The organism is Serratia marcescens (genome assembly GCF_001902635.1).
GTDB lineage: Bacteria > Pseudomonadota > Gammaproteobacteria > Enterobacterales > Enterobacteriaceae > Serratia > Serratia marcescens_F.
In genome coordinates this window covers 39,892-64,292 of the sequence record NZ_MJAO01000006.1, presented here as the reverse complement: position 1 = coordinate 64,292, position 24,401 = coordinate 39,892, and the positions used below count along the sequence as shown (strand labels likewise).

Genomic DNA, 24,401 nt, shown 5'->3' with positions numbered 1-24,401 from the left:
TTTTCATCCCGTGTTCAAGCGTAGCGCGTTTTGCCGGGCGCAGAAAAGCAAAACGCCAGCACGAGGCTGGCGTTTTAACCGGGTTAACAGCAGCGTGAATTACGCTTCTGCAACCACAACTACATTCAGCTGTGCGAACACGTCGCTGTGTACCTGGAAGTGCACTTCGTGCTCACCAGTGGTACGCAGAACGCCGTTCGGCAGACGAACTTCGCTCTTGGCAACTTCAACGCCTGCCGCAGTGATTGCGTCAGCGATGTCGCGGGTGCCGATAGAGCCGAACAGTTTACCTTCGTCGCCAGATTTGGAAGCGATGGTCACTGAACCCAGTTCGTTGATCTTGGTTGCGCGAGCTTCAGCAGCAGCCAGAACGTCAGCCAGTTTGGCTTCCAGTTCAGCACGGCGTGCTTCGAAGAACTCAACGTTTTTCTTGGTAGCAGGAACAGCTTTGCCCTGTGGTACCAGGAAGTTACGAGCGTAGCCCGCTTTAACGTTAACTTGATCACCCAGGCTGCCCAGGTTTGCTACTTTATCAAGCAGAATAACTTGCATTACCTTATCCTCTCAAAGTCGTTAATGGACAGTGGCCGATTACTGATGACGATCAGTGTACGGCAACAAAGACAGGTAGCGCGCGCGCTTGATAGCACGGGCCAGCTGGCGCTGATATTTTGCACGAGTACCAGTGATGCGGCTCGGTACAATTTTACCACTTTCAGTGATGTAGTTTTTCAGCGTAGCGATGTCTTTATAGTCAATCTCTTGAACGCCTTCCGCGGTGAAACGGCAGAACTTGCGACGACGGAAATAACGTGCCATTTGGCTAGTCTCCAGAATCTATCAATTCAATCTGCTCGGCATGCAGAACCAGTTTGCTCAGCCCGTTGCGCCCTTGATGGCAGCTTACAAAGCCTTGCACGGTAATCTGACTGCCGACCGTTAATCTTTGAGTTAGTGCTTGTGACTGTTGTCCGCTGACAACCACGGGCATTCGGCACCATGCTTGTCTGCTGAATCCGGCTTCCGTCTGCTGCGAACGGTGCTCTAGCACAAATTGGCAGTGCGGTATCCCGGAAGGACTCACTTTTCGAACCGGCGCCTTGCACACAGTGCCCGACAAAACCAGACGATTAGCCGTCACGGCGGCAATTACTCTTCAGAATCCCCAGCATCTGCATCATCTGCGGTTTCGTTAGCGAAATCTTCGCGGCGATCGCCACGACGTTCGTCTTTCGCTTTAACCATCGGAGATGCTTCAGTTACCGCGTGCTTAACGCGCATAACCATGCTGCGGATAACGGCGTCGTTGAAGCGGAAGTTAGTTTCCAGCTCATCGATCGCTTCCTGCGGTGCTTCAACGTTCAGCAGAACGTAGTGAGCTTTGTGCAGTTTGTTGATCGGATAAGCCAGCTGACGGCGGCCCCAGTCTTCCAGACGGTGAATCTGACCTTGCGCGTTAGTGATGGTAGCACTGTAACGCTCGATCATGCCCGGAACCTGTTCGCTTTGGTCAGGATGGACCATAAAAACGATTTCGTAATGACGCATCGAATTGCTCCTTACGGATTATTCAGCCTCCTGTCAGGGTCAACCGCGGCCCATGGAAGCAAGGAACGTGTTTAAGTGCGGCTGAAAAATGACGCGTAATCATACTGACGCAGGGCGGGAAACTCAAGGACTGCGTGGGTTTTATTCGCGTTAATGCGAGGCGGTAGGGGAAATAGCACGATTTGCCTGCGGGTAAACCCATGTACGCCGATCCATCGGTTTCAAAAATCTTTCAATGAAATCAGCGCTGAGTCACAAATCTATTTCACTTTTTTTGAAAAAGGCCATCAAAATGCCCCGCTTTTTAATCCCCCGCGACGGACTAAAATTAACCATATCCGCCGCAGACAGCGCGACGAAAAAGATTCCAGGTTATTCAATGCAGATAAATGACTTTTTGCCACAGCGACACTCGCTGTCAGGCCGTAACGGCAAAGGGTTAAGAGAGGCACTATGAAACGCATGATTCTCGCGACGGCGCTGGCCGTCTTGTTCTCCGCCAACGTGATGGCCGCGACGGAGATCACCTCACACCAGGCCGATCAACGCCAGAGCGTCGGTTTCGTCACGCTGAACCAAAACGTGGTTTCGCCGGATGATGCCAGCAGCCAGGTCAGCAAAATCGCCGACCAGCGCGGCGCGACGTCTTATCGCATCATCGCCCTGCATGAACCGAGCGACAACAGCACGATACACGTCAGCGCAGAGCTGTACCGCTAAAGAGACACGCCATACCAGGGAAAATCCCAGGGCTTCATCAGAAAGCCCGTACAGTCCGCACCGGAGCGCCGCGCGTAGGGCGCTCCACTTCCCCTCGAATCACAACTTGAGCAGTGCAGGCGCGCTGAACGCGGTGCCCGGATTGTGCAATTGCAACGCCATCCGCAGATAGTTCGTCCGCGTTTGCAACAGCTCTGCACTTTCCGTCAAGGTCGCCCGCTGCTCGAAGGAGAGCGTGTCGGCCGCCGCGGCGTGGGTAACCGCCGCTTTAGGCGCGGAGGCAAACAGCGCCGTCATATTCTGTACCGTATGTGCCGTGATGCGCGACAGCGGGTTGGCCTTGTTTTGCTGCGCCTTACCGTCGGCGGCCCCCAATATCTCGCTGAATGCCGCTGATTTAAGCTCGGCGCGCGCTTTCATCGTTCCCATCACGCCGCGTTCGGCCTCGGCCATATTGCTGATATCCTTTATCATGCCCTCTGCTCCTTGCTGCCCTGAAAGAATTCACGCTGACATTCTCCCCTTCATTCGGCCAAACGATGGCCGAAACAGCAGGCACAGAGCGGCGCAATTCCGCGCATCGCACCCGGATGCGCATTACAGTTCGCGGCGGAAAAAGTCGGCCGTGGCGGACAGCGCCAGCGGCGTGATGCGGTGTTTCACGCCCGGTTCGATGAGCGACGTCAAACGGCTGTCCGCGCCTTGCCGCCGCAGTTCAGCCGCCAAACGCAGGCTGTCCGCCGCCGGCACCACATCGTCCGTCTCGCCGTGCCACAGCAGCAGCGGCCGCCCGGCTATCTGCGCCAACCGCCCCTCCAGTTCATACTCCGCCAGCACGGCGGTGCGCGCCGCAAACGCCGCCGGCGAGAGCGCCTCGCCCTCTTCGCCCAACGGCGGATACAGCGTTGGCGCCAGCGAACGGTAATAGCCGGAGCCCATCAGGCTGGCGGCCGCCCGGATCCACGGGAAGCGCGCGAAAGCGCCAAGCGCGGCCATGCCCCCCATCGAGGCACCGGCGACGCCGATACGCCCGTCGGCAATCAAACCAAGCCGCTCGAAATGTGCCTTGATCTGCGGCAGCTCGTCGATATTGCTGCGCAGGATCTCCCAAAACGTGGCCAGGCGCCGCGCTTCGTCACCGTCGAACCGCTCACCGTGCCGATCGGCGTCCGCCAATACAGCCCGAAAACCGGCGCGCGCCAGCGCATAGGCGAAGTAGGCGTACACCTCTTTCGACGAGGTATAGCCGTGGCAGAAAAACACCGTCGGCAACGGCCGCTGATACTGTCCCGCCGGTACCGCGTGGATCACCGCAATATCGCCTGCCCGTTCGTCATGAATTTCGATCATCCGCTCATCCTCAGCACACCTATTGGCCTTCATCATGACAAACTTGCTCCAGGCAGCGTTAGCTCAATCTGTTCCAGCTTATATTGCGTTACACTGAAGCCATCGCTCCGGCTCTTCCGAGGTCATCATGACGCTTGTTCGCCCCCTCATCGCCCTGACGCTGGCCGTACAGCTTTCCGCCTGCGGCATCATGACCACCACGCCGAAACCACCGCCGCCGCCCACCGCACAGGCGCAGGAGATCGTCCGCGCACAGACCGCCGAGCTGGTGAAAATGGGCACCGTCACCGCCGTGGTGCGCGGCAGCCCGATGGACGTGGAAGCGGCGATCCAGCATAAGGCCACCGCCGCCGGCGCCCGCTATTACGTGATCATCATGAACAGCGAAACCATCGTGCCGGGCCAGTGGTATTCCCAGGCGATCCTGTATCGGTAACGCGAGGATTGTTTAAGCAGATTTACACGGACTTTGCACAGGCTGAAGAAGATTGCTGCACACTGGCGGACAGCATGCCGCATGTTGCGGGTGTCTATTCAGGATCTGACGAAGGGGAACGCCATGAAACGCTCCGCCGCACTCACCTCCCTCTTGCTTTCCATGGGATTGCTCAGCACCGGCGCGCAGTCCGCCGAGCTGGCGCCCGCCGATCGCGTGACGCCGCTCAGTGAAATCGCCGAGATCACCTTCAACGACCTGCCCGGTTCGCCGCAGGAGGCGGAACAGGCTATCGCCCGCACCGCCGAGCAACACGGCGCCAGCTATTACCGCATTCTGAAGATGGAAGAGCAGGCGCACCAGCCCGGCTGGCGCGCCTCGGCAATCTTATACCTTTAATAGCTCATGCACGCCGCATTCAGCACACCGCCGCTGACGGAGACGCCCCCCAGGAAAATCCCGGCGGCCAGGTGATTCGCTTCGATCTTGTCGCTGATGCGCGGCATGTAGATCTTCACGGCGGCGAACAGCAACAGTTGCACCACCAGCGCCACCACGCCCCACAGCAGGTAGTCCAGCAGACTGATCGAGTTGATCGCCGCGCTGGCCAACGGGATCACATACCCCAGGCAGGCACCGATAAAAGCAAAGGCGGCGGATTGATTGTCGGCCTTGATCAACGCCCATTCGTCGTGCGGGGTGATACGGGTATAGACGAACAGAAACACCAAAATCATGGCGAAGCCGCTGAAGAAGTAAGAGGCGAAGGCCGCCAACGCGCTGAGAATATCCATGTGCATTTTCCTGTCAGAGTGAGGCTGAATTAAAAAGGTTTTCGCCGCGGCGCGCCACCCTTTTCCCTAACCGCCGATGGCGCGGTTCAGCAACAGTTCGCAGGCCTCGGCCGATAGCAGGCTCTCACCACGGTGATCCAGCGTCAGATGACACCAGGCGTCGGCTATTTGCGGGCTGGCGTGTTGCAGCAACTGCGCAGCGCAGCACAGGTCGAACAGCTGCTGGGTCAGCAAGCGCCCCATCTCTTCACGCGGTTGCCGGGCACGCTGCTGCCACTGCCGCCAGGCGTGATCGAACAACCGGTTCTGGCCACGCACCGGCTGCAGCTCGAACAGCAGCATATCAAGCGCCCCCGGCAGTTTGTGCAGGCTGCGCAGCACGTCCAGGCACATGATGTTGCCGGAGCCTTCCCAGATGCTGTTGACCGGCATTTCACGGTACAGGCGCGGCAGTTCGCTCTCTTCGCAGTAGCCGATGCCACCCAGCACCTCCATCGCCTCGGCGATAAACGGCATGCCCTGGCGGCAGATGCTGTATTTGGCCGCCGGGGTCAGCAAGCGGCTGTAGATCAGCTCACCTTCACTGCTGCGGTACTCCCAGGCGCGGGCCAGCCGGAACAGCAACGCGGTATGCCCTTCCAGTCGCAGCGCCATGCGTGCCAGCACCTGACGCATCAGCGGTTGTTCAATCAAGAGTTTACCGAACGCCTGCCGCTGCATGGCGTGATACAGCGCCACCGATAGCCCGCGGCGCATCAGGCCGTGGCTGCCGAGCGAGCAGTCGAAACGGGTCAGGCCGCCCATCCTCAGGATATGCCGCACGCCGTCGCCCTCTTCACCCAGCAGCCAGGCGGTGGCGTCCTGAAACTCCACTTCGCTGCTGGCGTTGGAGCGGTTGCCCAGCTTATCTTTCAGCCGCTCCAGACGAATGGCGTTGCGGCTGCCGTCCGGCAAAATGCGCGGCAGGAAGAAGCAGGACAGCCCGCCCTCGGCCTGCGCCAGCACCAGATGCGCATCGCTCTGCGGCACCGAGAAGAACCACTTGTGCCCCACCAGCCGGTAGGCTTCGCCCGGCCCGCGCGCGCCGAGCGGCGCAGCGGTGGTGGTATTGCTCAATACGTCGGAGCCGCCCTGCTTCTCCGTCATGCCCATACCGATCAGCAGGCCGCGCTTTTGCCCGCCCGGCAGCAGGTGGGCGTCATAACGATCCGACAGCAGCGGCGTTAGCCAGGAACGAAACGCCGCCGGCAGCGCCTGCTGCAACAGCGGCGTAGCGCCGAAAGTCATGGTAACCGGGCACAGGGTGCCGGCCTCGACCTGCGCATGCAGCATAAAACGCGCGGCGCGCGCCACGAAGGAGCCGATGCGCGCATCCTCCTGCCACGGCAGATTGTGCACCCGGTTGGCGATCAGCCCCTGCATCAGAATATGCCAGGCGGGATGGAAGCGGACGTCGTCCAGCCGCTGGCCGGTGGCATCGTAGCGCAGCAGCTCCGGCGGATTGGCGTTGGCCAGGCGCCCCAGCTCCAGCGACTCCTGCGTACCGAGTTGCTGGCCCAGCGAGGCCAATACCTCGGCGTCCCAACCGCCCTGTTCGCGCTGCAACGCTTCGCGCAATGGCGTATCGGAGAGAAACAGGTTGCTGTTGCCCAGCGGCTTGGGTTGGTTAAAAACGGTGTGCGTAGTCCAGACCATGAGAGTGCTCCCTGAGAAAAGCGTCAGGAATAAGTATGGTCGGCGCAGAGATTTCTGCCGAAGGTGGGATCACAAGAGGGAGAATTAACGGGGGCACAGGGCCCCCGTCAGGAGAATCAGCCGCGCTGACGCACCGCTTCGAACAGGCAGATGCCGGTGGCGACCGACACGTTCAGTGAAGAGACGGTCCCGGCCATCGGGATGCTGATCAGCTCGTCGCAATGTTCGCGGGTCAGGCGACGCATGCCTTCGCCTTCCGCGCCCATCACCAGCGCCATCGGGCCGGTCATTTTGCTTTGATACAGCGTATGATCGGCCTCACCGGCGGTGCCCACTACCCAGACATTCATCTCCTGCAGCAAACGCAGCGTGCGCGCCAGGTTGGTGACGCGGATCAACGGCACGCTCTCGGCGGCGCCGCAGGCCACTTTCTTGGCGGTGGCGTTCAGCTGGGCGGAACGGTCGCGCGGCACGATCACCGCGTGCACGCCGGCGGCGTCGGCGCTGCGCAGGCAGGCGCCAAGGTTATGCGGGTCGGTCACGCCGTCCAGCACCAGCAGGAACGGCGTCTCCACGCTTTCCAGCAGGCCCGGCAGGTCATTTTCCTGATACTGACGCCCTTCGCGCACCCGGGCGATGATCCCCTGGTGCACCGCGCCTTCGACCTTGTCATCCAGCCACTGGCGGCTCGCCACCTGGATTACGATGCCGGTCGCCTCCAGCTCGGCGATCAACGGTTGCAGACGGCGATCCTCGCGGCCTTTCAGGATAAACACTTCCAGGAAGCGTTGCGGATCGCGCTCTAACAGGGCTTTGACGGCGTGGATGCCGTAAATAATTTCGCTCATGATGCTCTTTTAAATTCGTGCGGCCGGCGATAACCGGCCGATGATAACGATGTGCGGCAGGTTAAGCCTGCTCGGCACTTTTCTTCTTGGCTGCGCGTTTGGCTTTGGTCGCCGCAGCGATTTTCCGCGTTTTGTCGGACGCTTTCTTGGCTTTCTTTTTCGCCTTCTTCACTTTGTCGGCGGGCTTGGCGTCATCCTGCTTGCGGAAGGCGCTGTCCGGCTCGAAGTTGGCCGGCGGTTTGCCGCCGCGACGCTTGCTGCGCCCCGCGTTCCCGCTGTCGCGCAGCGTGCGCTGGCCGCTCTTCTTGGCGCGTTCGCGCTCGGTTTTGCCTTCACCGCGCGCTTTGCGGGTGCTGGATACCAGCGCGAAATCGATCTTGCGCTCGTCCATATGCACCGCGTCTACGCGGATCTCCACCGTATCGCCCAGGCGATAGACCGTGCCTGAAGATTCGCCAATCAGGCGCTGGCCGATATTATCGTAGCGATAGTAATCATTATCCAGCGTTGATACGTGCACCAACCCGTCGATAAACAGATCGTTCAGGCGCACGAAGAAACCGAAACCGGTGACGCTGGAGATGATGCCGCTGAACACTTCACCGACATGATCCTGCATAAAGTCGCACTTCAGCCAGTCGGCAACGTTGCGCGTCGCTTCGTCCGCGCGGCGTTCGGTCATCGAACAGTGCTCGCCCAACTGCAGCATCTCTTCGAATTCGCTGTGCCAGCCGCCGGTCGGCGTCCAACGCTCTTTCGGCTCGCCGTGCTCTTTGGCCAGCTGGTATTTGATCGCGCGGTGCAGCGCCAGATCCGGATAGCGGCGGATCGGCGAAGTGAAATGACCGTAGGAAGCCAGCGCCAGGCCGAAGTGGCCGCGGTTTTCCGGATCGTAAATCGCTTGCTTCATCGAACGCAGCAGCATGGTTTGCAGCATTTCGTGGTCAGGGCGCTCGGACACTTCATCCATCAGCAGCGCATAGTCTTTCGGCTGCGGCTTGTTGCCGCCGCCCAGCGTCAGCCCCAACTCGCTCAACACGCTGCGCAGCGCGGAGATATGGTCATCGCTCGGGCGATCGTGCACACGGTACAGCGCCGGCTCGTTGCGTTTCTCGACGAAGCGCGCAGCCGCCACGTTAGCCATGATCATGCACTCTTCGATCAGCTTGTGGGCGTCGTTGCGCACCGTCGGCTCCACGCGTTCGATGCGGCGTTCGGCGTTGAAGATAAATTTGGCTTCTTCGGTTTCGAACGCGATGCCGCCGCGCTCGGCGCGCGCCTTATCCAGCACCTTGTACATCGTATGCAACTCTTCCAGGTGCTTGACCAGCGGATGGTAGTGCTCGCGCAGCTCCTTATCGCCCTGCAGAATGTGCCAAACCTTGTTATAAGTCAGACGGGCGTGAGAGCTCATCACCGCCTCGTAGAACTTGGCTGTGGACAGGCGCCCCTGGGCGGAGATGGTCATCTCGCACACCATGCACAGGCGATCGACCTGCGGGTTCAGGGAGCACAGCCCGTTGGACAGCACTTCCGGCAGCATCGGGATCACCTGCGACGGGAAGTAGACCGAGTTACCACGGCTGCGCGCTTCGTCGTCCAGCGCGGTGCGCGGACGCACGTAGTAACTGACGTCGGCGATCGCCACCCACAGGCGCCAGCCGCCGCCGCGTTTCTTCTCGCAGTAGACGGCGTCATCGAAGTCGCGCGCGTCTTCACCGTCGATGGTGACCAACGGCAGCTCGCGCAGATCGACGCGGCCTTTTTTGGCCGCTTCCGGCACCTGCTCGCTGAGATCGGCTACCTGTTTTTCCACCTGCGGCGGCCAGGTATGCGGGATCTCATGGGTGCGCAGCGCAATATCCACCGCCATGCTGGTGCCCATCTTGTCGCCGAGGATCTCGACGATCTGGCCAACCGCCTTGGTGCGGCGGGTTGGGCGCTGAGTCAGCTCCACCACCACCATAAAGCCCATGCGCGCGCCGCTGACGCTGTCCGCCGGGATCAGAATATCGAAGCTCAGACGGCTGTCGTCCGGCACCACGAAACCGGTGCCGGCGTCCATGAAGAAGCGGCCGACAATCTGACTGGTTTTCGGCACCAGCACGCGCACGATGCGCGCCTCGCGGCGCCCTTTGCGATCCGCGCCCAGCGCCTGCGCCAACACCACGTCACCGTGGATAGCCATTTTCATCTGTTCGGCGGACAGGTACAGGTCGTCTTTGCTGCCTTCAACGCGCAAGAAACCGTAGCCGTCGCGGTGGCCGATCACCGTGCCGCGCAGCAGATCCAAACGTTCCGGCAGCGCGTAGCACTGACGGCGGGTAAACACCAACTGGCCGTCGCGCTCCATGGCACGCAGGCGGCGACGCAGCGCTTCCAGCTGTTCTTCACCGCTGAGGCCCAGTTCGTTACCCAGTTCTTCACGGCTGGCGGGCGTTTCTCGTTTCGCCAAATGGGCCAGGATATATTCGCGACTGGGGATGGGGGATTCGTATTTTTCTGCTTCTCGTTCCAGGAATGGATCTTGTGACATTGCGGTTCCTCCGTTGTCATCAGCAGGATGACGTTGAGCCTTGTCTTCTCAACGTCGTTTTATTCGACAAGCAATAGCTTGTAGAGCGGCGGATTGTCTTCGACCATATCGGCCAACGTATGCTTATCCAGCTCTTCAAGGAAATTCTGTACGCCCTGATGGAGCACCTGCTTCAGTCGGCAGGCAGGGGTGATGTGGCAAAACTCGCTGCTGCAGTTAACCAGCGCAAGCGGCTCCAGCGCCCGCACTACGTCGCCGAGACGAATGCTCTCGGCCGGTTTGCCCAAACGGATGCCGCCATGCTTGCCGCGCACCGCCGTGACAAAACCCTCTCGGCTCAACTGATTGATGATCTTCACCATATGGTTGCGAGACACGCCATAAACCTCGGTCACTTCCGAGATGCTGGTCATTTTGTCCGGCGGCAACGAGGCCATGTAGATCAACGCCCGCAGGCCATAATCAGTAAAACTTGTTAACTGCACATCTTACCTCTGGGTATCACTTTACCCGTCTGATACGCCGATTTTCGGCGCTATTCAAAAGATTACTCATTGGATAATAAACCAGCCGGAGAGTTCGTCGCTAATTATTTAGCGAATCCCGCGCCCTAAGGCGGGTTTATGAAAGGATTTTTTGACGTGAAACCGCAATCGGAGGGAGTCAGGATAAAAACAAACCGGGACACGCCCGGTTTGTTTAATGCCGCAAAGCCTGATTATGCGTCGAACGGGTCGCGCAGGATCATGGTTTCGCTGCGATCCGGGCCGGTAGAGATGATGTCTACCGGTACGCCGGTCACTTCTTCGATGCGCTTGATGTAGTTCAGCGCAGCCTGAGGCAGCTTGCTGTGCTCTTTCACGCCAAAGGTGGTTTCGCTCCAGCCCGGCATGGTTTCGTAGATTGGCTCGATGCCTTCCCAGCCTTCAGCCGCCAGCGGAGTGGTATCCACTTCACGACCGTCCGGCATGCGGTAACCCACGCAGATCTTCACTTCTTTCAGGCCGTCCAGGACGTCCAGTTTGGTCAGGCAGAAGCCGGACAGGGAGTTGATCTGCACCGCGCGACGCACCGCTACCGCGTCCAGCCAGCCGGTACGACGACGACGGCCGGTGGTGGCGCCGAATTCGTTGCCCTGCTTGCACAGGTACTCGCCGGTTTCATCGAACAGTTCGGTTGGGAACGGACCTGCACCCACGCGAGTGGAGTAGGCTTTCACGATACCCAGCACGTAGTCCACATAACGCGGGCCGATGCCGGAACCGGTAGCCACGCCGCCGGCGGTGGTGTTGGAAGAGGTGACGTACGGGTAAGTACCGTGGTCGATATCCAGCAGGGTGCCCTGAGCGCCTTCGAACATGATCAGGTCGCCACGCTTGCGCGCGCCGTCCAGCAGTTCGGACACATCAACCACCATAGCAGTCAGGATGTCAGCGATAGACAGCACGTAGTCCAGCGTCGCCTGATAATCAACGGCTTCAACTTTGTAGTAGTTGACCAGCTGGAAGTTGTGGTAATCGACGATCTCTTTGAGCTTAACGGCGAAGGTTTCTTTGTTGAACAGATCGCCTACGCGCAGGCCGCGACGAGCCACTTTATCTTCGTAAGCCGGGCCGATGCCGCGACCAGTGGTGCCGATCGCTTTAGCGCCGCGCGCTTTCTCACGCGCGTTATCCAGCGCAACGTGGTAAGGCAGGATCAGCGGGCAAGCTTCGGACAGTAACAGACGTTCGCGTACCGGGATGCCACGCGCTTCGAGTTCACCCATTTCTTTCATCAACGCGTCAGGTGCCAGAACAACACCGTTGCCGATGATGCTGGTGACGTTTTCACGCAGAATGCCTGAAGGAATTAAATGAAGGACGGTTTTTTCACCGTTGATTACCAGAGTGTGGCCAGCGTTATGACCACCTTGGTAGCGCACAACATATTGAGCCCGTTCGGTCAGCAGGTCTACAACCTTGCCCTTACCTTCGTCACCCCATTGGGTGCCCAGTACGACGACGTTCTTACCCATTTTTCAAAATCACCGATTGCTTAAAAATGGATTCTACCACCGTAATTTTCGATTTTCAGCACTTTTAGCATACGATTGCATAAAATTTGGTCTAGACTTTAAAGACCCGTGCGGCCACTCAACATGTAGTAGATCACGCAGCCCGCAACCACTATTCCGCCGCCAAATCGCCGTAGCGTCGCATCCGGCAACTGCGACATCGCCACAATCATCTTGCGCCAGGCCTGCGGAAACAGCATCGGCCCCAGCCCTTCCAGCACCAGGACCAGCCCGAGCGCCAGCCAAATCGTTGAGTTCATGCATCCCCCAAGAACGAGAAAGGGCCCGCGTAAACGGGCCCCCGATCAGATTGCCTGCCGCGCTTATTTGCGCAGGGTATCAGGCGACTTCATGTAGCGGAAGAAATCGCTGTCCGGGCTCAGTACCAGCACGTCCTGGTTGTCCTTGAAGCTGGCTTCATAGGCGCGCAGGCTGCGGATAAAGGCATAGAAGTCCGGATCCTGGCTGAACGCGTTGGCGAACAGTTTGGCCGCTTCGGCATCGCCTTCACCGCGGGTGATACGCGCCTGACGCTCGGCTTCCGCCAGAGTACGGGTCACTTCGTAGTCCGCGCTGGCGCGCAGCTTCTCGGCTTCTTCCTGACCCTGCGAACGCAGACGACGGGCTACCGCTTCACGCTCGGCGCGCATACGCTGGTAGATAGCGTCGGACACTTCGGCCGGCAGGTTGATCTGCTTGATACGCACGTCGATCACTTCGATACCCAGCGCCGCCATGCTGTTCGGGTTAACCTGCGGCTGTTTGCCGGTGGTTTCCCGCTCAACGCGCGCCGCCGCAGAAGCGATAGCGTCATCGGCTTCGGTGGTCGCCACTTCTTCGCCGTCGCCCACGGTGCCGGTGTTCAGCGCGTCACGCACGTCGGACATCAGTTTGCCGCGCGAGTCGGTCACGATGTCTTTCACGTCCAGGCGGCCGATTTCGGAACGCAGACGGTCGCTGAACTTACGTTTCAGCAGCACTTCGGCCTGGGAGACGTCGCCGCCGCCGGTCGCCAGATAGTAACGGCTGAAATCGCTGATGCGCCACTTCAGGTAAGAGTCGACGATCAGGTCTTTCTTCTCGCTGGTCACGAAGCGATCGGCCTGGTTGTCCATAGTCTGGATGCGCGCATCCAGGTTCTTCACGGTCTCAATGAACGGTATCTTGAGGTGCAGACCCGGCGCATACACCAGCGGCTTGTTTTCGCCGTCGCGCAGAACCTTGCCGAAGCGCAGCACGATGCCACGCTGGCCTTCCTGCACCACGAACAGCGAAGCGTACAGCACCACCAGCACCGCGAGGACAATAACTACAAAAGACTTACGCATTGATTACTCTCTCCCTACGCGAGTGGTGTCGTCACGCTGCGCATTCGCCCGGCGCTGATCCATAATCGAACCGCCGCTGGTGCGCGGGGTGCTGCTGTTGGCAGCCGGCGCAGGATTCGGATTGAGGCGAATCAGGCTGGTATCCTTATTGCCGCTCTCCGTCGCCGCGCCTTGGCCGCGCAGCATCTGATCCAGCGGCAGTACCATCAGGTTGTTGCCTTTGTCGCTCACCAACACCTTACGGGTATGGCCCAGCACTTTTTCCATGGTTTCGATATACAGACGCTCGCGGGTGATCTGCGGTGCGGACTTGTATTCCGGCAACAGTTTGGCAAAGCGCGCCACCTCACCCTGAGCTTCCAGGATGGTGCGGTCTTTATAAGCCTTGGAGTCTTCCAGCAGACGCTGTGCCTGGCCGTTCGCACGCGGCTGAACTTCGTTGGCGTAGGCTTCCGCTTCACGGATGTATTGCTGCTCGTTCTCACGCGCGGCGATCGCATCGTCGAACGACGCCTTCACCTCTTCCGGTGGACGCGCCGCCTGGAAGTTGACGTCCAGCAGCGTGATGCCCATGTTGTAAGGACGAATGGTCTCTTCCAGCATGCGCTGCGTATCGTTACGCACCACGGTACGGCCTTCGGTCAGGATACGATCCATCGAGTATTTGCCGATCACGCCGCGCAGGGCACTGTCGGTCGCCTGGCTCAGGCTGTCGTCGGCATTGACGACGCTGAACAGGTACGCTTCCGGGTTGGTCACGCGGTACTGCACGTTCATTTCCACGCGCACCACGTTTTCATCGGAGGTCAGCATCACGCCGGACGCCGCCAGCTCGCGCACGGATTCCACGTTCACCGGACGGACGTCGTCGATGAAGGTCGGTTTCCAGTTCAGGCCCGGCTGCACCAGGTGGCTGAACTTACCGAAACGCGTCACGACGCCGCGTTCGGCTTCTTTGATGGTGTAGAAGCCGCTGGCGGCCCAGATCACCACCACGGCGACCGCCGCGATACCGATAATGCGGCCGCTGAAGCCCGGACCGGAGGTGCCGGTGCCGCCGCTATTGCTGTTGGAGCCTTTGCCCCCGCCGAAACCGCTCAATTTCTTGCTCAGTTTGCGGAAGATATCGTCCAAATCAGGTGGCCCTTGATCACGACCGCCTTTGTTGTTACCGCCAGAGTTGCCGCCATTGTTATTGCTGCTCCCCCACGGGTCGCGGTCCTGTCCGTTATTACCGGGCTGATTCCACGCCATGTTTTAGCTCCATATTCTGTGATTGGGTACTTCAGGCTTTCGCGAAGCATAAATGTAACAGGATATGATCATACGATAAAGTCAATCAGGTCCTGTTCTTGCTTGCAGAGACGACGCCATTCGACGATCGGCATTCGCACCACCACGCCAATGCTACCGTCCTCTTCGTTCCACTCTTTTTCAATCGCCTGAAGCTGGTAAAAACGGCTGCGAAGACGGCCTGCCCGTGGCGGTAAGCGCAATTCGTAATGTGCGATCTCCCCCGATAAGCGCTCCGTCAACGCCTGATACAGCAACGGAATACCCTCTCCGCTGGCGGCGGACAGCCACACCCGGATCGGCAGGTTTTCATCGTTGCGGTCGATACGCGGCACAAAATCGTCCAGCATATCTATTTTGTTCATCACTAACAGTGTAGGGATTTCATCCGAGTCGATCTCCGCCAGCACAGTGTTCACCGCTTCGATGTTCTCATCGACGCGCGGATCTGCGGCGTCGATGACGTGCAGCAGCAGAGACGCCTGACGCGTTTCTTGCAGCGTCGCCTTGAAGGCGGCTACCAGATCGTGCGGCAGGTGCCGGATAAAGCCTACGGTATCCGCCAACACGGTATCCCCCACGTCCGGCACGTCAATGCGCCGCAACGTAGGATCCAGGGTGGCAAATAGCTGATCCGCCGCATACACCTCGGCAGACGTTATTCGGTTAAACAGGGTGGATTTGCCGGCGTTGGTGTAGCCCACCAGCGAGACGGTCGGCACATCGGCGCGGGTCCGCGCGCGTCGGCCTTGTTCACGCTGCTTTTCTACCCGCTCCAGGCGGCGCAGAATCAAGCTGATACGATCGCGCAACAGGCGACGGTCGGTCTCAAGCTGGGTTTCCCCCGGCCCGCGCAGGCCAATCCCCCCTTTTTGCCGCTCCAGGTGCGTCCAGCCGCGTACCAGACGCGTGGCGATGTGACGCAGCTGCGCCAACTCCACCTGCAGCTTACCTTCATGGGTACGGGCACGCTGGGCGAAGATGTCTAAAATCAGCCCGGTGCGGTCGATCACCCGGCATTCGCACAGGCGCTCGAGGTTTCTTTCCTGCGCCGGGGAAAGGGAATGATCAAACAGGACAACAGACGCGCCGCTGGCTTTCACCGCATCTGCAATTTCTTCGGCCTTTCCTTCGCCGACAAAGTACTTCGGATGCGGGGCTTTGCGGCTACCAGTCACCACTTGCAAAGCTTCGACACCGGCTGAGGAAACCAACGATTCGAACTCGTTGAGGTCTTCCGTATCTTTGTCTTGCGAGAAATAGATATGAACCAGTACGGCCTGCTCACCGGCTTCATAACGGTCAAACAAGCGTGCAACCTCTCAAACGGACACTCACCGTGAGTTTGGGGGACATAAACAGCCCGCGGCTGCTTATGCTCCCCGTCATGGTTGACTTGCAACGCGCTTTATTCAGCGTCATCGCTTTCCTGCTGCGGCTGTTGCTGCGCAGACGGATTGTTACCATGGTGATAGTTGCTTGAACCGCCGCTCGGGTTGTTGCTGTGATGCGAAACCGGGCGTGACGGGACAACGGTAGAGATAGCGTGCTTGTACACCATCTGGCTAACCGTGTTCTTCAACAGGATGACAAACTGGTCAAAAGACTCAATCTGGCCTTGCAGCTTAATACCATTCACCAAATAAATAGAAACCGGAACACGTTCACGACGCAATGCGTTCAGGAACGGATCTTGCAAAGATTGCCCCTTAGCCATTCTATCTTTTCCTTATTTGCTTGTTGTTTGTAACTAAGAACCTGTCGGCTCTAAAATAAACGACGTAAAAAATTTGCGCGCTGAATACTCAGCAATTGTACACAATCACCCAACCTATGCACTAACAACCTGTGTCACCGAGTCCAAAGCCTCTCCCGGCTTTTCACTGTCCAACCAATGGACCGACTCCCAACCCCGTAACCAGGTCATCTGGCGTTTAGCCAACTGACGTGTTGCGCAAATACCACGATAAACCATCTCATCGTAACTAATTTCACCAGACAAGTATGACCACATCTGGCGGTAACCGACACAGCGAATGGAGGGCAAGTCCGTATGCAAATCACCCCGTGCGAAAAGTGCACGCGCTTCCGTCTCAAAACCCGCCGCCAACATTTGATGGTACCGCAGCTCGATGCGTTGATGGATCAACTCACGGCTGGTCGGCGCTATCGCAAATTGGTGAACTTGATACGGTAACGATTCACCCGAAATTTTAGTCAGTTCCGTTAAAGTTTTACCCGAAATAAAAAAAACTTCCAGTGCTCTGGACAGTCTCTGCGGATCATTCGGATGAATTCTCAATGCCGCGACCGGATCGATCGCCTGTAACTGGCGGTGCAACGCCTCCCAACCCTGCTCCGCCGCCTGCTGTTCAATGCGCTCGCGAACCAAGGGATCGGCGGACGGCAACGGCGACAATCCTTCCAGCAACGCCTTGAAATACAACATAGTGCCACCCACCAGCAGCGGAATACGCCCGGCAGCGGTGATGTCGGCCATCTCCTTCAGCGCGTCGGCGCGAAACTCCGCCGCCGAGTAAGCTTCTGCGGGATCGCGGATATCGATCAACCGATGGGGGGCCTGCGCCAGTTCTTCGGCGCTCGGCTTTGCGGTGCCGATATCCATGCCGCGATAAATCAGCGCGGAATCGACGCTGATCAGCTCCACCGGCAGGCGTTCGCGCAGCGCGATCGCCAGCGCGGTCTTACCCGAGGCGGTCGGCCCCATGATGAAAATAGCCGGGGGACGTGGTGTCATTTCAGTTTCAGTCATGCTTGAGGGCCGCCAGTGCGGCCTGTAAATCAACGGGTTGTAAAAGTCCGCTCGGTGGCGATTTGACCAGCTGCGGGCAAAGTCGTTCAACGTCGGTCAGCAATTGTATCGCTTGCGAGGTGTTCCACTGTTCATGTTCGCTGCCAAGGCGGCGAGCGAGCCAGGTGGCCAGCACCGCGGGCAACATCTCCTGATGTTCGGCCAGATAGCCTAACAGTTCGGGTATCAGTTTTTGTAAATTTTGTTGGCGCAATGGTAAAGGCACTGCGCGCAGCGTCACACGGCCGTGATCCGTTTGCAGATCCAGCCCCATCGCCGCCAACAGCGCCTGATGCCGCGCGATGGCCGCCGCTTCATTTTTGTTCAGCGTCAGCTTGATTGGAATGAGCAGCGGTTGTGGCCGCAGCCCTTCCGCAGGCGGGTTGAGCTGCGCCTGACGCAGCCAGCGTTCGGCCACCGCCAGGTTGAGCAGCGCCGGCTGCAAGCGCTGTTCAATCAACGCGTAGCAAGGCGGATGGATCATCAGCACCCGGCCAAAACTGTGTTGGCCGCCCGCCAACGGCGTTTCCGCCGCGGCTTTCACCGGCGGGAACAACGGCGGCTTACTCGAGACTTCCGGCGCGGCCTCGGCCTGCGGCTCGGTAGAGGGCTGCATCAGTTTGCCGTACAGCTCGCCTTCGCGTTTCTGGTAACCGCCCGCCGTTTGCCAACCGGGCTGCGGCGCGCGCTCACGGGCGACGCCGCCGGCCTGTGGCGACGTTTCGCGGCGCGGCGCAGGCTGAGAAAAATGGTTGCCGCCGGCGGCGACGCGGTTCTCCTGCTGCCAAACCGGCACGGGTTCTTCGTCAGGCGTTTCCGCCAGCGGCAACGACGGCGACTGACCGGCCTGTTGCAGCACGGTGGTCACCGCCTGATAGATAAAATCGTGCACCAGCCGCGCCTGATGGAAACGCACCTCGTGCTTGGCGGGATGAACGTTGACGTCCACCTGATGCGGATCGACCTCCAGATACAACACGTAAGCGGGTTGCTGCTCCTCTTTCAGCTGATCCTGATAGGCCTGCCGAATGGCGTGATTGATCAACCGATCGCGCATCATGCGGCTGTTGACGTAGCAGTACTGCATTTCACCCAACTGACGTGCCCCGGCGGGATCCGCCACCCAACCGCGAATGCTAAGGTCGCCGTGCTGCCAGTTGATGTTCAGCGCATGCTGCAAAAATGCCGGGCCGCAAATGCTGCCCAAACGGCGCTCGTGTTGGCTTTCTTCTTTCGCCGCCCGGTATTGGCGGATCAGTTTGCCGTTGTGGCTGAGGTTGATCGCCACATCGAAACGCGCCAGCGCAATGCGCCGCACCACCTCATCGATATGGCCGAACTCGGTTTTCTCGGTGCGCATGAACTTGCGGCGCGCCGGGGTGTTGTAAAACAGATCCAGCACCTCCAGCGTGCTGCCGACCGGATGCGCGGCGGGTTTGACCGTCACCGCCTGCTCTCGCCCTTCGGCATAGGCTTGCCACGCCTCACCCTGGTCGGCGGTACGCGACGTCAGGGTCAAACGGGAAACCGAGCTGATGCTGGCCAGCGCTTCGCCGCGAAAGCCGAGGCTGACGATCGCTTCCAGATCGTCGAGCGTGCTGATTTTACTGGTGGCGTGCCGCGCCAACGCCAGCGCCAGATCGGCCTTGCCGATGCCGCAGCCGTTGTCGCGAATGCGGATCAGCTTGGCGCCGCCGCGTTCAATATCGATATCGATGCGCGTCGCACCGGCGTCCAGGCTGTTTTCCACCAGCTCTTTGACGACCGACGCAGGCCGTTCAACCACCTCTCCCGCGGCGATCTGGTTGGCAAGCTGTGGCGGTAACACCTGGATAGGCATGCTGACTCCTGTAGCGACGGCGCTAGGCCTGCGGAATGGTCAGCGTCCGATCCAGCGGCGCGACGTCCGACTTAAGATTGTTGACCCGTTTCAGATCGCCGACGCTGACCCCATAGCGAGAAGCGATGGAGGAAAGCGTATCCCCGCGGGCCACTTTATGTTTAGACGGCTTCTTCGCCGGCGTTTTTACCTTGGCGACGGCAGTTACGGCGGCGGTTTTACCCGCCGGCACCTTCAGGCGTTGGCCCACCCACACGCCGTCTTTCTTCAGTTTGTTCAGATCGCGTAGCGCCGCCGGGGTGGTGCCGTAGCTGTCGGCAATACCGGACAGCGTCTCCGCCCGCTTCACCACGTGGATCTGGGTCTTGCCGCTCACGCTGCGGCTCGCGCCGGCCGAGCTGACGATCGGCTCCGGCTGGCGCACGTCTGGTGTTGAGGTGTTAACCGCCGCTGCGACGTCCAGCGGTCGGTTTTCCACCTTTGGGTCGGCTTGCAGCGGATGCGCCAGGAAATAGCTGCGCAGGCCGTTATGGATGGCCTTGGCAATCTTCTCCTGATACGCGCTACTGCCCAGCAGCCGCTCCTCCGTGCTATTACTGATAAATCCTGTTTCCACCAGCAGCGATGGGATATCCGGCGAACGCAGCACGCCCAAACTGGCGTGTTCCGGCCGGCGCTTATGCAGTGAGCCGACGCTTTGCAGCTGCTGTAACACCTTCACCGCCACATCGTATCCTACGCGTTGCGAATGACCGAACTGCAGATCCAGCACCGCCTGGCTCAGATAAGGGTCGGCCTGGCTGTTGGCCAGCAGGTCGCCGGCGCCGCCAAGCAGCTCGGACTGCTTCTCATGCTGTTCAAGCCAGCCGGCCATTTCGCTGTTGGCGCGGCGGTTGGACAGCACCCAGACGGAGGCCCCGCTGGCGCTGCGGTTCGGCGCGGCGTCGGCATGAATGGAGACCAACACGTTGGCGCCCTGCTTACGCGCCACGTCGGAACGCCCCATCACCGAAATGAAATAGTCGCCGTTACGCGTCAACACCGGCTTGAACTGCGGATCGTCGTTCAGCATCGCCTGCAAGCGGCGCGCGATGGCGATGGTGACATTCTTCTCTTTCAGCCCGCTCGGGCCGATGGCGCCCGGATCCTGACCGCCGTGGCCGGCGTCGATCGCCACCACCACCCGATCGCCGGAACCAACGGAAACGCGGCTGCTGCGCGGCGTCACTTCAGTGGCAGTGCCCGCAACCACGGCAGGTTTATTGGTAAACGGATTCGCACCCGTGGGCGCTTTACGCAATGGTGGCTCCGGCGCTTCGCTTACCGCGACCGGTACCTGGCGCGCGGGTTGGCTGACTGTGACCGGCGCAGGCGTTTGCACCGGCGCTTTGCGCACGACGTTATTAGCGCCGCCTTCGGCCGTGATGGTGAACACCACGGTATGCACGCCACCGTTCTGGCGGGTAGAGACGCGGGTTTTGGCGCGCTGGGTCAGATCAAATACCAGACGCACGCTCTGAGCGTCTTTCGGCGTGCTCGAGCGAATGCTTTTCACCAGGTTCTGGCCGCTGAAGTTGAGCGGTAGGCCGCCGACTTTCCCCTTCTGATTGACGTCCAACACCACGCGATCCGGACCGTGCAGCGGGAAAAAGGCATAGTCAGGCGGGCCGTTGAAGCTCACCGACACCGTCGCTTCACGCTGAGCGTTGGCGACCTTGATATCCGATAGCGAGGACGCCGCCAGCGCGTTCAATGCGCCGAACGGCCCCAGCACAGCGATCAGCATGAGGACCGCGAATTTTTTCAACGCATGCGTCATTGCAGCATCATCCCTGTGGCCCGTGAATGCGGTCTAAAAGCTGGCTGCCGTAAGCGGAAATCGCCTCGATCTTCGCCTCGCGCCCTTCGCCCTGATAGCCGAGGTGCAGCGCCAGATCCGGCTCCGGCAGCACGCCGGTGCCCTGCTGTGGCCATTCGACCAGGCAGATGGCGTCTTGCGCGAAGTAATCACGGATGCCCATGAATTCGAGTTCTTCCGGATCGGCCAGGCGATACAGATCGAAGTGATACACCGCCAGCGGCTGTAAGGCATAAGGTTCCACCAGGGTGTAGGTCGGGCTTTTGACGTTGCCCTGATGCCCTAACGCCTGCAGGAAACCGCGGCTGAAGGTGGTTTTACCGGCGCCCAGGTCGCCGTAGAGATAGATGACGCTGGCGCGATCGCAGGCCTTGGCCAACGTGGCGCCCAATGCGACAGTCGCTGCCTCGTCCGGCAGAGGTAAAACGAGTTCTTTCATTCGATAAAGTCTATTTTGCCCACTCAGGGTTAACGAAATGAAGGATGTCCGGCAGTAAATCGGTCGCCAACATGCCTCTTGTTCCTTGTCTTTCCGCCACGCGATCGGCGGCCGCGCCGTGTACGACGCAGCCCGCACAAGCGGCATCATACAGCGAGAGCTTTTGCGCCAGCAAACCGCCGATGATGCCCGACAGCACATCGCCCATGCCGCCGGAGGCCATGCCGGCATTGCCGACGTCGGCGATCGCCATCTGCCCCCGCTCATCGGCGATCAGCGTTCCGGCGCCTTTCAGCACCGCCACGCCGCCGTAGCGCACCGCCAGCTTGCGCACGGCAAGTAAGCGATCACTCTCGATATCAGCGGTGCTGCAGCTCAACAGCCGCGCCGCCTCACCGGGATGCGGGGTCATCACGCGATTCTGCCGCTTCTCGGGATTTAATGCCAGCAAGTTCAGCGCATCGGCGTCCCACAAGGCCGGTTTATCGCTGGCTTGCAGCACATTCAACGCGTTCTTGCCCCATTCAGACTGGCCCAGGCCCGGGCCAATCACCAGCACATCCGCCCATTGCATCGCCTGCCGCAGCGTCGCCTCGTCCAGCGCCTGCACCATCAATTCCGGCCGGGCTGCCAACAGCGGCGCAACGTGTTCAATGTGAGTAAGCACTCGCACCAAGCCAGCACCGCTGCGTAGGGCCGCCTCCGCCGCCATGCGAATGGCGCCGCCGAAACCGCGGTCGCCGCCCACCAACAACAGGCGGCCGTGCTCGCCCTTATGGGCGCAGGGGCGGCGCGGATGCAGCCAACGCGGCAGCATCTCGGCGGTAAGCCGCTGAATCTGCGCCGGTTGCTTCGCCAGCCAATCCGATAAGCCTAGCGTATTCTGATGAAGTTGCCCGACCCAGTCGCGCGCCTGGCCGGTCAGTAAACCCGGCTTGAGGCCGATGAACGTGACGGTGTGCGCGGCACGCACCACCGCGCCTGGCGCGGCGCCGCTTTCCGCCAGCAGACCGGACGGGATATCGAGTGCCACCACCGGCGCCGAATGCCGGTTGGCGGCCTCGATCAGTGCATCGTAAGGCGCACGCGGCGCGCTGCTCAGGCCGGTACCCAACAGCCCGTCGATGATCAGCGAGACAGACCCCGGCCAGCGGCTGTTCGCCGGCAGAATATCGCCGCCGGCAGCCAACCAGGCCTGGCGGGCGGCGGCGGCCTCCGGCGGCAAGGGCCGTGAGCCTTCGCAGGCGATCAACGTCACCTGCACGCCCGCCGCCTTCGCCAGGCGCGCCACCACATAGCCGTCGCCGCCGTTGTTGCCGTGGCCGCACAACACCAGCCAGTGGTTGAGGGAAGGATACGCGTCGCGCGCCAGCGCGTAGGCCGCCTGACCGGCGCGCTGCATCAAATCGTAAAGGGAGATGCCGAGCGAGGCCGCCGCCGCAGGCTCCGAACGACGGATCCAGTCCGCAGACCAGACAGAGTGTGGTAAGCTGTCAGCGTATGCTTTTTCACTATGGCCCGTCATGACGCACCCCCTCGATCTCCATCAACTCGCCCAACATATCAAGCAATGGGGGCAATCGCTAGGATTCCAGCAGGTTGGCATCTGCGATACCGATCTAAGCCTCGAAGAGCCGAAACTGCAGGCCTGGCTCGACAAGCAGTACCATGGCGAGATGGACTGGATGGCGCGCCACGGCATGCTGCGCGCACGCCCTCACGAACTGCTGCCGGGCACGCTGCGGGTGATCAGCGTGCGCATGAACTACCTGCCGGCCAAGGCGGCGTTCGCCAGCACCTTGCAGAATCCGCAGCTGGGTTACGTCAGCCGCTACGCGCTGGGGCGCGACTATCACAAATTGTTGCGCCAGCGCCTGAAAAAGCTGGGCGATCAGATCCAGGCATACTGCGGCGAGCTGAATTTCCGTCCCTTTGTCGATTCCGCGCCGGTGATGGAGCGCGCCCTGGCCGCCAAGGCAGGCATCGGATGGGTTGGTAAACACTCACTAATTCTCAACCGCGAAGCTGGGTCGTGGTTTTTCCTCGGCGAATTGCTGATCGATCTGCCGCTACCGGTGGATCGGCCGCAGGAAGAGCAGTGCGGCCGCTGCGTCGCCTGCATCACCACCTGCCCGACCGGTGCCATCGTCGCGCCCTATACCGTAGACGCCCGGCGCTGCATCTCTTACCTGACCATCGAGCTGGAAGGCGCGATACCGGAGGAGTTCCGACCGCTGATCGGCAACCGCATTTACGGCTGCGACGACTGCCAGCTGATCTGCCCGTGGAACCGCTTTTCTCAACTCACAGATGAAGACGACTTCAGCCCGCGCGCCGCGCTACACGCGCCGCAGCTGATCGATTTGTTCAACTGGACGGAAGAAAAATTCCTGCGCATCACCGAAGGCTCGGCGATACGCCGCATCGGCCACCTGCGCTGGCTGCGCAATATCGCCGTGGCGTTGGGTAATGCGCCATACGAAGACGGCGTGGTGATCGCGCTACGCGCGCGTTTAGATCAGGACGCTATGCTGGACGAACATATCCACTGGGCGCTGGCGCAACAGCTCGCCCGCCGCGAAGCGCAGGGCGTTGAGGTGCAGACGGCGCAGAAAAAACGACTGATACGGGCTGTGGAAAAAGGTTTGCCGAGGGATGCCTGACGGCCTGCACCGCGCGGTCATACCGCCCGCGGACTCTCTCTGTGGATTTGTGCATAAAAATAAAAACACGTTGTCTTTCAACTGCAACAAAAAGAGCAAGTGATCGGCATAACGTTTTGGGATAAATAAATAAGCTTAAAAATCAAAGAATTAAATATTTGATTTGTATGCTGTTGATTTTTTAG

The 24,401-nt window shown here is 60.0% G+C and carries 26 protein-coding genes; 4 read left to right on the top strand and 22 right to left on the bottom strand.

The window, feature by feature from the left end; genetic code table 11:
* Positions 1 to 99: 99 nt before the first annotated feature.
* The 4 genes from rplI to rpsF are packed head-to-tail and all read right to left on the bottom strand — an operon-like array spanning position 100 to position 1,548.
* Positions 100 to 552, bottom strand: a complete 453-nt coding sequence (gene rplI, locus BHU62_RS07440) for a 50S ribosomal protein L9 (protein ID WP_073531353.1) — start codon at positions 550 to 552, stop codon at positions 100 to 102.
* Positions 553 to 591: 39 nt separating this feature from the next.
* A complete protein-coding gene (gene rpsR, locus BHU62_RS07435; RefSeq protein ID WP_000135199.1) occupies positions 592 to 819 on the bottom strand; it encodes a 30S ribosomal protein S18 in 228 nt (75 codons plus the stop codon).
* Positions 820 to 823: 4 nt separating this feature from the next.
* Positions 824 to 1,141, bottom strand: a complete 318-nt coding sequence (gene priB / locus BHU62_RS07430) for a primosomal replication protein N (protein WP_004933632.1) — start codon at positions 1,139 to 1,141, stop codon at positions 824 to 826.
* Positions 1,142 to 1,149: 8 nt separating this feature from the next.
* Positions 1,150 to 1,548, bottom strand: a complete 399-nt coding sequence (rpsF, locus tag BHU62_RS07425) for a 30S ribosomal protein S6 (RefSeq protein WP_004933634.1) — start codon at positions 1,546 to 1,548, stop codon at positions 1,150 to 1,152.
* A 453-nt stretch (positions 1,549 to 2,001) separates the two neighbouring features.
* Here rpsF and BHU62_RS07420 point away from each other — a divergent pair, with 453 nt between their 5' ends.
* Complete coding sequence (locus tag BHU62_RS07420) at positions 2,002 to 2,268, top strand: DUF1471 domain-containing protein (protein ID WP_073531352.1); 267 nt, start codon at positions 2,002 to 2,004, stop codon at positions 2,266 to 2,268.
* A gap of 99 nt (positions 2,269 to 2,367) precedes the next feature.
* Here BHU62_RS07420 and BHU62_RS07415 read toward each other — a convergent pair whose 3' ends face one another.
* Both BHU62_RS07415 and yjfP read right to left on the bottom strand, forming a co-directional pair.
* On the bottom strand, positions 2,368 to 2,742 hold the full coding sequence (locus BHU62_RS07415) for a hypothetical protein (RefSeq protein WP_073531351.1): 375 nt from the start codon (positions 2,740 to 2,742) through the stop codon (positions 2,368 to 2,370).
* 123 nt (positions 2,743 to 2,865) lie between these two features.
* Positions 2,866 to 3,618, bottom strand: a complete 753-nt coding sequence (gene yjfP / locus BHU62_RS07410) for an esterase (RefSeq protein ID WP_073531350.1) — start codon at positions 3,616 to 3,618, stop codon at positions 2,866 to 2,868.
* Between the two features lie 127 nt (positions 3,619 to 3,745).
* On the opposite strand from yjfP, the gene bsmA reads away from it, so the two are divergent.
* Together bsmA and BHU62_RS07400 are read left to right on the top strand one after the other, a co-directional pair.
* The gene (bsmA, locus tag BHU62_RS07405) at positions 3,746 to 4,054 is read left to right on the top strand and encodes a biofilm peroxide resistance protein BsmA (protein ID WP_073531349.1); all 309 of its coding nucleotides are present in this window, start codon (positions 3,746 to 3,748) and stop codon (positions 4,052 to 4,054) included.
* Between the two features lie 123 nt (positions 4,055 to 4,177).
* Complete coding sequence (locus BHU62_RS07400; protein ID WP_073531494.1) at positions 4,178 to 4,453, top strand: DUF1471 domain-containing protein; 276 nt, start codon at positions 4,178 to 4,180, stop codon at positions 4,451 to 4,453.
* Here BHU62_RS07400 and BHU62_RS07395 read toward each other — a convergent pair.
* From BHU62_RS07395 to nnr, 16 genes are all read right to left on the bottom strand, one after another.
* Positions 4,450 to 4,848 carry a DUF350 domain-containing protein gene (locus BHU62_RS07395; protein ID WP_015376394.1) on the bottom strand — a complete coding sequence of 133 codons (399 nt, stop codon included), beginning with the start codon at positions 4,846 to 4,848 and terminating at the stop codon, positions 4,450 to 4,452. The genes BHU62_RS07400 and BHU62_RS07395 overlap by 4 nt on opposite strands.
* A 66-nt stretch (positions 4,849 to 4,914) precedes the next feature.
* A complete protein-coding gene (locus tag BHU62_RS07390; RefSeq protein ID WP_073531348.1) occupies positions 4,915 to 6,543 on the bottom strand; it encodes an isovaleryl-CoA dehydrogenase in 1,629 nt (542 codons plus the stop codon).
* Between the two features lie 116 nt (positions 6,544 to 6,659).
* Positions 6,660 to 7,391, bottom strand: coding sequence for a 23S rRNA (guanosine(2251)-2'-O)-methyltransferase RlmB (gene rlmB / locus BHU62_RS07385; RefSeq protein WP_038879203.1), 732 nt, complete (start codon positions 7,389 to 7,391; stop codon positions 6,660 to 6,662).
* Between the two features lie 61 nt (positions 7,392 to 7,452).
* Positions 7,453 to 9,927: a ribonuclease R gene (rnr, locus tag BHU62_RS07380; RefSeq protein ID WP_073531347.1), complete on the bottom strand. Its 2,475-nt coding sequence runs from the start codon at positions 9,925 to 9,927 to the stop codon at positions 7,453 to 7,455.
* A 59-nt stretch (positions 9,928 to 9,986) separates the two neighbouring features.
* Positions 9,987 to 10,412, bottom strand: coding sequence for a nitric oxide-sensing transcriptional repressor NsrR (gene nsrR, locus BHU62_RS07375; RefSeq protein ID WP_073531346.1), 426 nt, complete (start codon positions 10,410 to 10,412; stop codon positions 9,987 to 9,989).
* 233 nt (positions 10,413 to 10,645) lie between these two features.
* On the bottom strand, positions 10,646 to 11,944 hold the full coding sequence (locus BHU62_RS07370; RefSeq protein ID WP_025159583.1) for an adenylosuccinate synthase: 1,299 nt from the start codon (positions 11,942 to 11,944) through the stop codon (positions 10,646 to 10,648).
* A gap of 98 nt (positions 11,945 to 12,042) precedes the next feature.
* Positions 12,043 to 12,243, bottom strand: a complete 201-nt coding sequence (locus BHU62_RS07365) for a DUF2065 domain-containing protein (protein ID WP_004933666.1) — start codon at positions 12,241 to 12,243, stop codon at positions 12,043 to 12,045.
* A 63-nt stretch (positions 12,244 to 12,306) separates the two neighbouring features.
* Positions 12,307 to 13,311 (bottom strand): protease modulator HflC, encoded by a 1,005-nt coding sequence (gene hflC, locus BHU62_RS07360; RefSeq protein ID WP_004933669.1) that lies wholly within the window; start codon positions 13,309 to 13,311, stop codon positions 12,307 to 12,309.
* A gap of 3 nt (positions 13,312 to 13,314) precedes the next feature.
* Complete coding sequence (gene hflK, locus BHU62_RS07355) at positions 13,315 to 14,565, bottom strand: FtsH protease activity modulator HflK (protein WP_073531345.1); 1,251 nt, start codon at positions 14,563 to 14,565, stop codon at positions 13,315 to 13,317.
* 68 nt (positions 14,566 to 14,633) lie between these two features.
* Positions 14,634 to 15,914, bottom strand: coding sequence for a ribosome rescue GTPase HflX (gene hflX / locus BHU62_RS07350; RefSeq protein WP_004933675.1), 1,281 nt, complete (start codon positions 15,912 to 15,914; stop codon positions 14,634 to 14,636).
* A 98-nt stretch (positions 15,915 to 16,012) separates the two neighbouring features.
* Entirely contained in the window at positions 16,013 to 16,321 is a 309-nt protein-coding gene (gene hfq, locus BHU62_RS07345) for an RNA chaperone Hfq (protein ID WP_004933678.1), read from the bottom strand.
* A gap of 114 nt (positions 16,322 to 16,435) precedes the next feature.
* Entirely contained in the window at positions 16,436 to 17,377 is a 942-nt protein-coding gene (gene miaA, locus BHU62_RS07340) for a tRNA (adenosine(37)-N6)-dimethylallyltransferase MiaA (RefSeq protein ID WP_073531344.1), read from the bottom strand.
* Positions 17,370 to 19,256 (bottom strand): DNA mismatch repair endonuclease MutL, encoded by a 1,887-nt coding sequence (gene mutL / locus BHU62_RS07335; RefSeq protein ID WP_073531343.1) that lies wholly within the window; start codon positions 19,254 to 19,256, stop codon positions 17,370 to 17,372. Before mutL ends, miaA begins: the two co-directional genes overlap by 8 nt.
* A 22-nt stretch (positions 19,257 to 19,278) precedes the next feature.
* On the bottom strand, positions 19,279 to 21,075 hold the full coding sequence (gene amiB, locus BHU62_RS07330) for an N-acetylmuramoyl-L-alanine amidase AmiB (protein WP_073531342.1): 1,797 nt from the start codon (positions 21,073 to 21,075) through the stop codon (positions 19,279 to 19,281).
* Between the two features lie 7 nt (positions 21,076 to 21,082).
* Positions 21,083 to 21,553: a tRNA (adenosine(37)-N6)-threonylcarbamoyltransferase complex ATPase subunit type 1 TsaE gene (gene tsaE / locus BHU62_RS07325; protein ID WP_073531341.1), complete on the bottom strand. Its 471-nt coding sequence runs from the start codon at positions 21,551 to 21,553 to the stop codon at positions 21,083 to 21,085.
* 10 nt (positions 21,554 to 21,563) lie between these two features.
* Positions 21,564 to 23,078, bottom strand: a complete 1,515-nt coding sequence (gene nnr, locus BHU62_RS07320) for a bifunctional ADP-dependent NAD(P)H-hydrate dehydratase/NAD(P)H-hydrate epimerase (protein ID WP_073531340.1) — start codon at positions 23,076 to 23,078, stop codon at positions 21,564 to 21,566.
* Here nnr and queG point away from each other — a divergent pair.
* Positions 23,077 to 24,216, top strand: coding sequence for a tRNA epoxyqueuosine(34) reductase QueG (queG, locus tag BHU62_RS07315; protein ID WP_073531339.1), 1,140 nt, complete (start codon positions 23,077 to 23,079; stop codon positions 24,214 to 24,216). The genes nnr and queG overlap by 2 nt on opposite strands.
* Positions 24,217 to 24,401 lie beyond the last annotated feature (185 nt).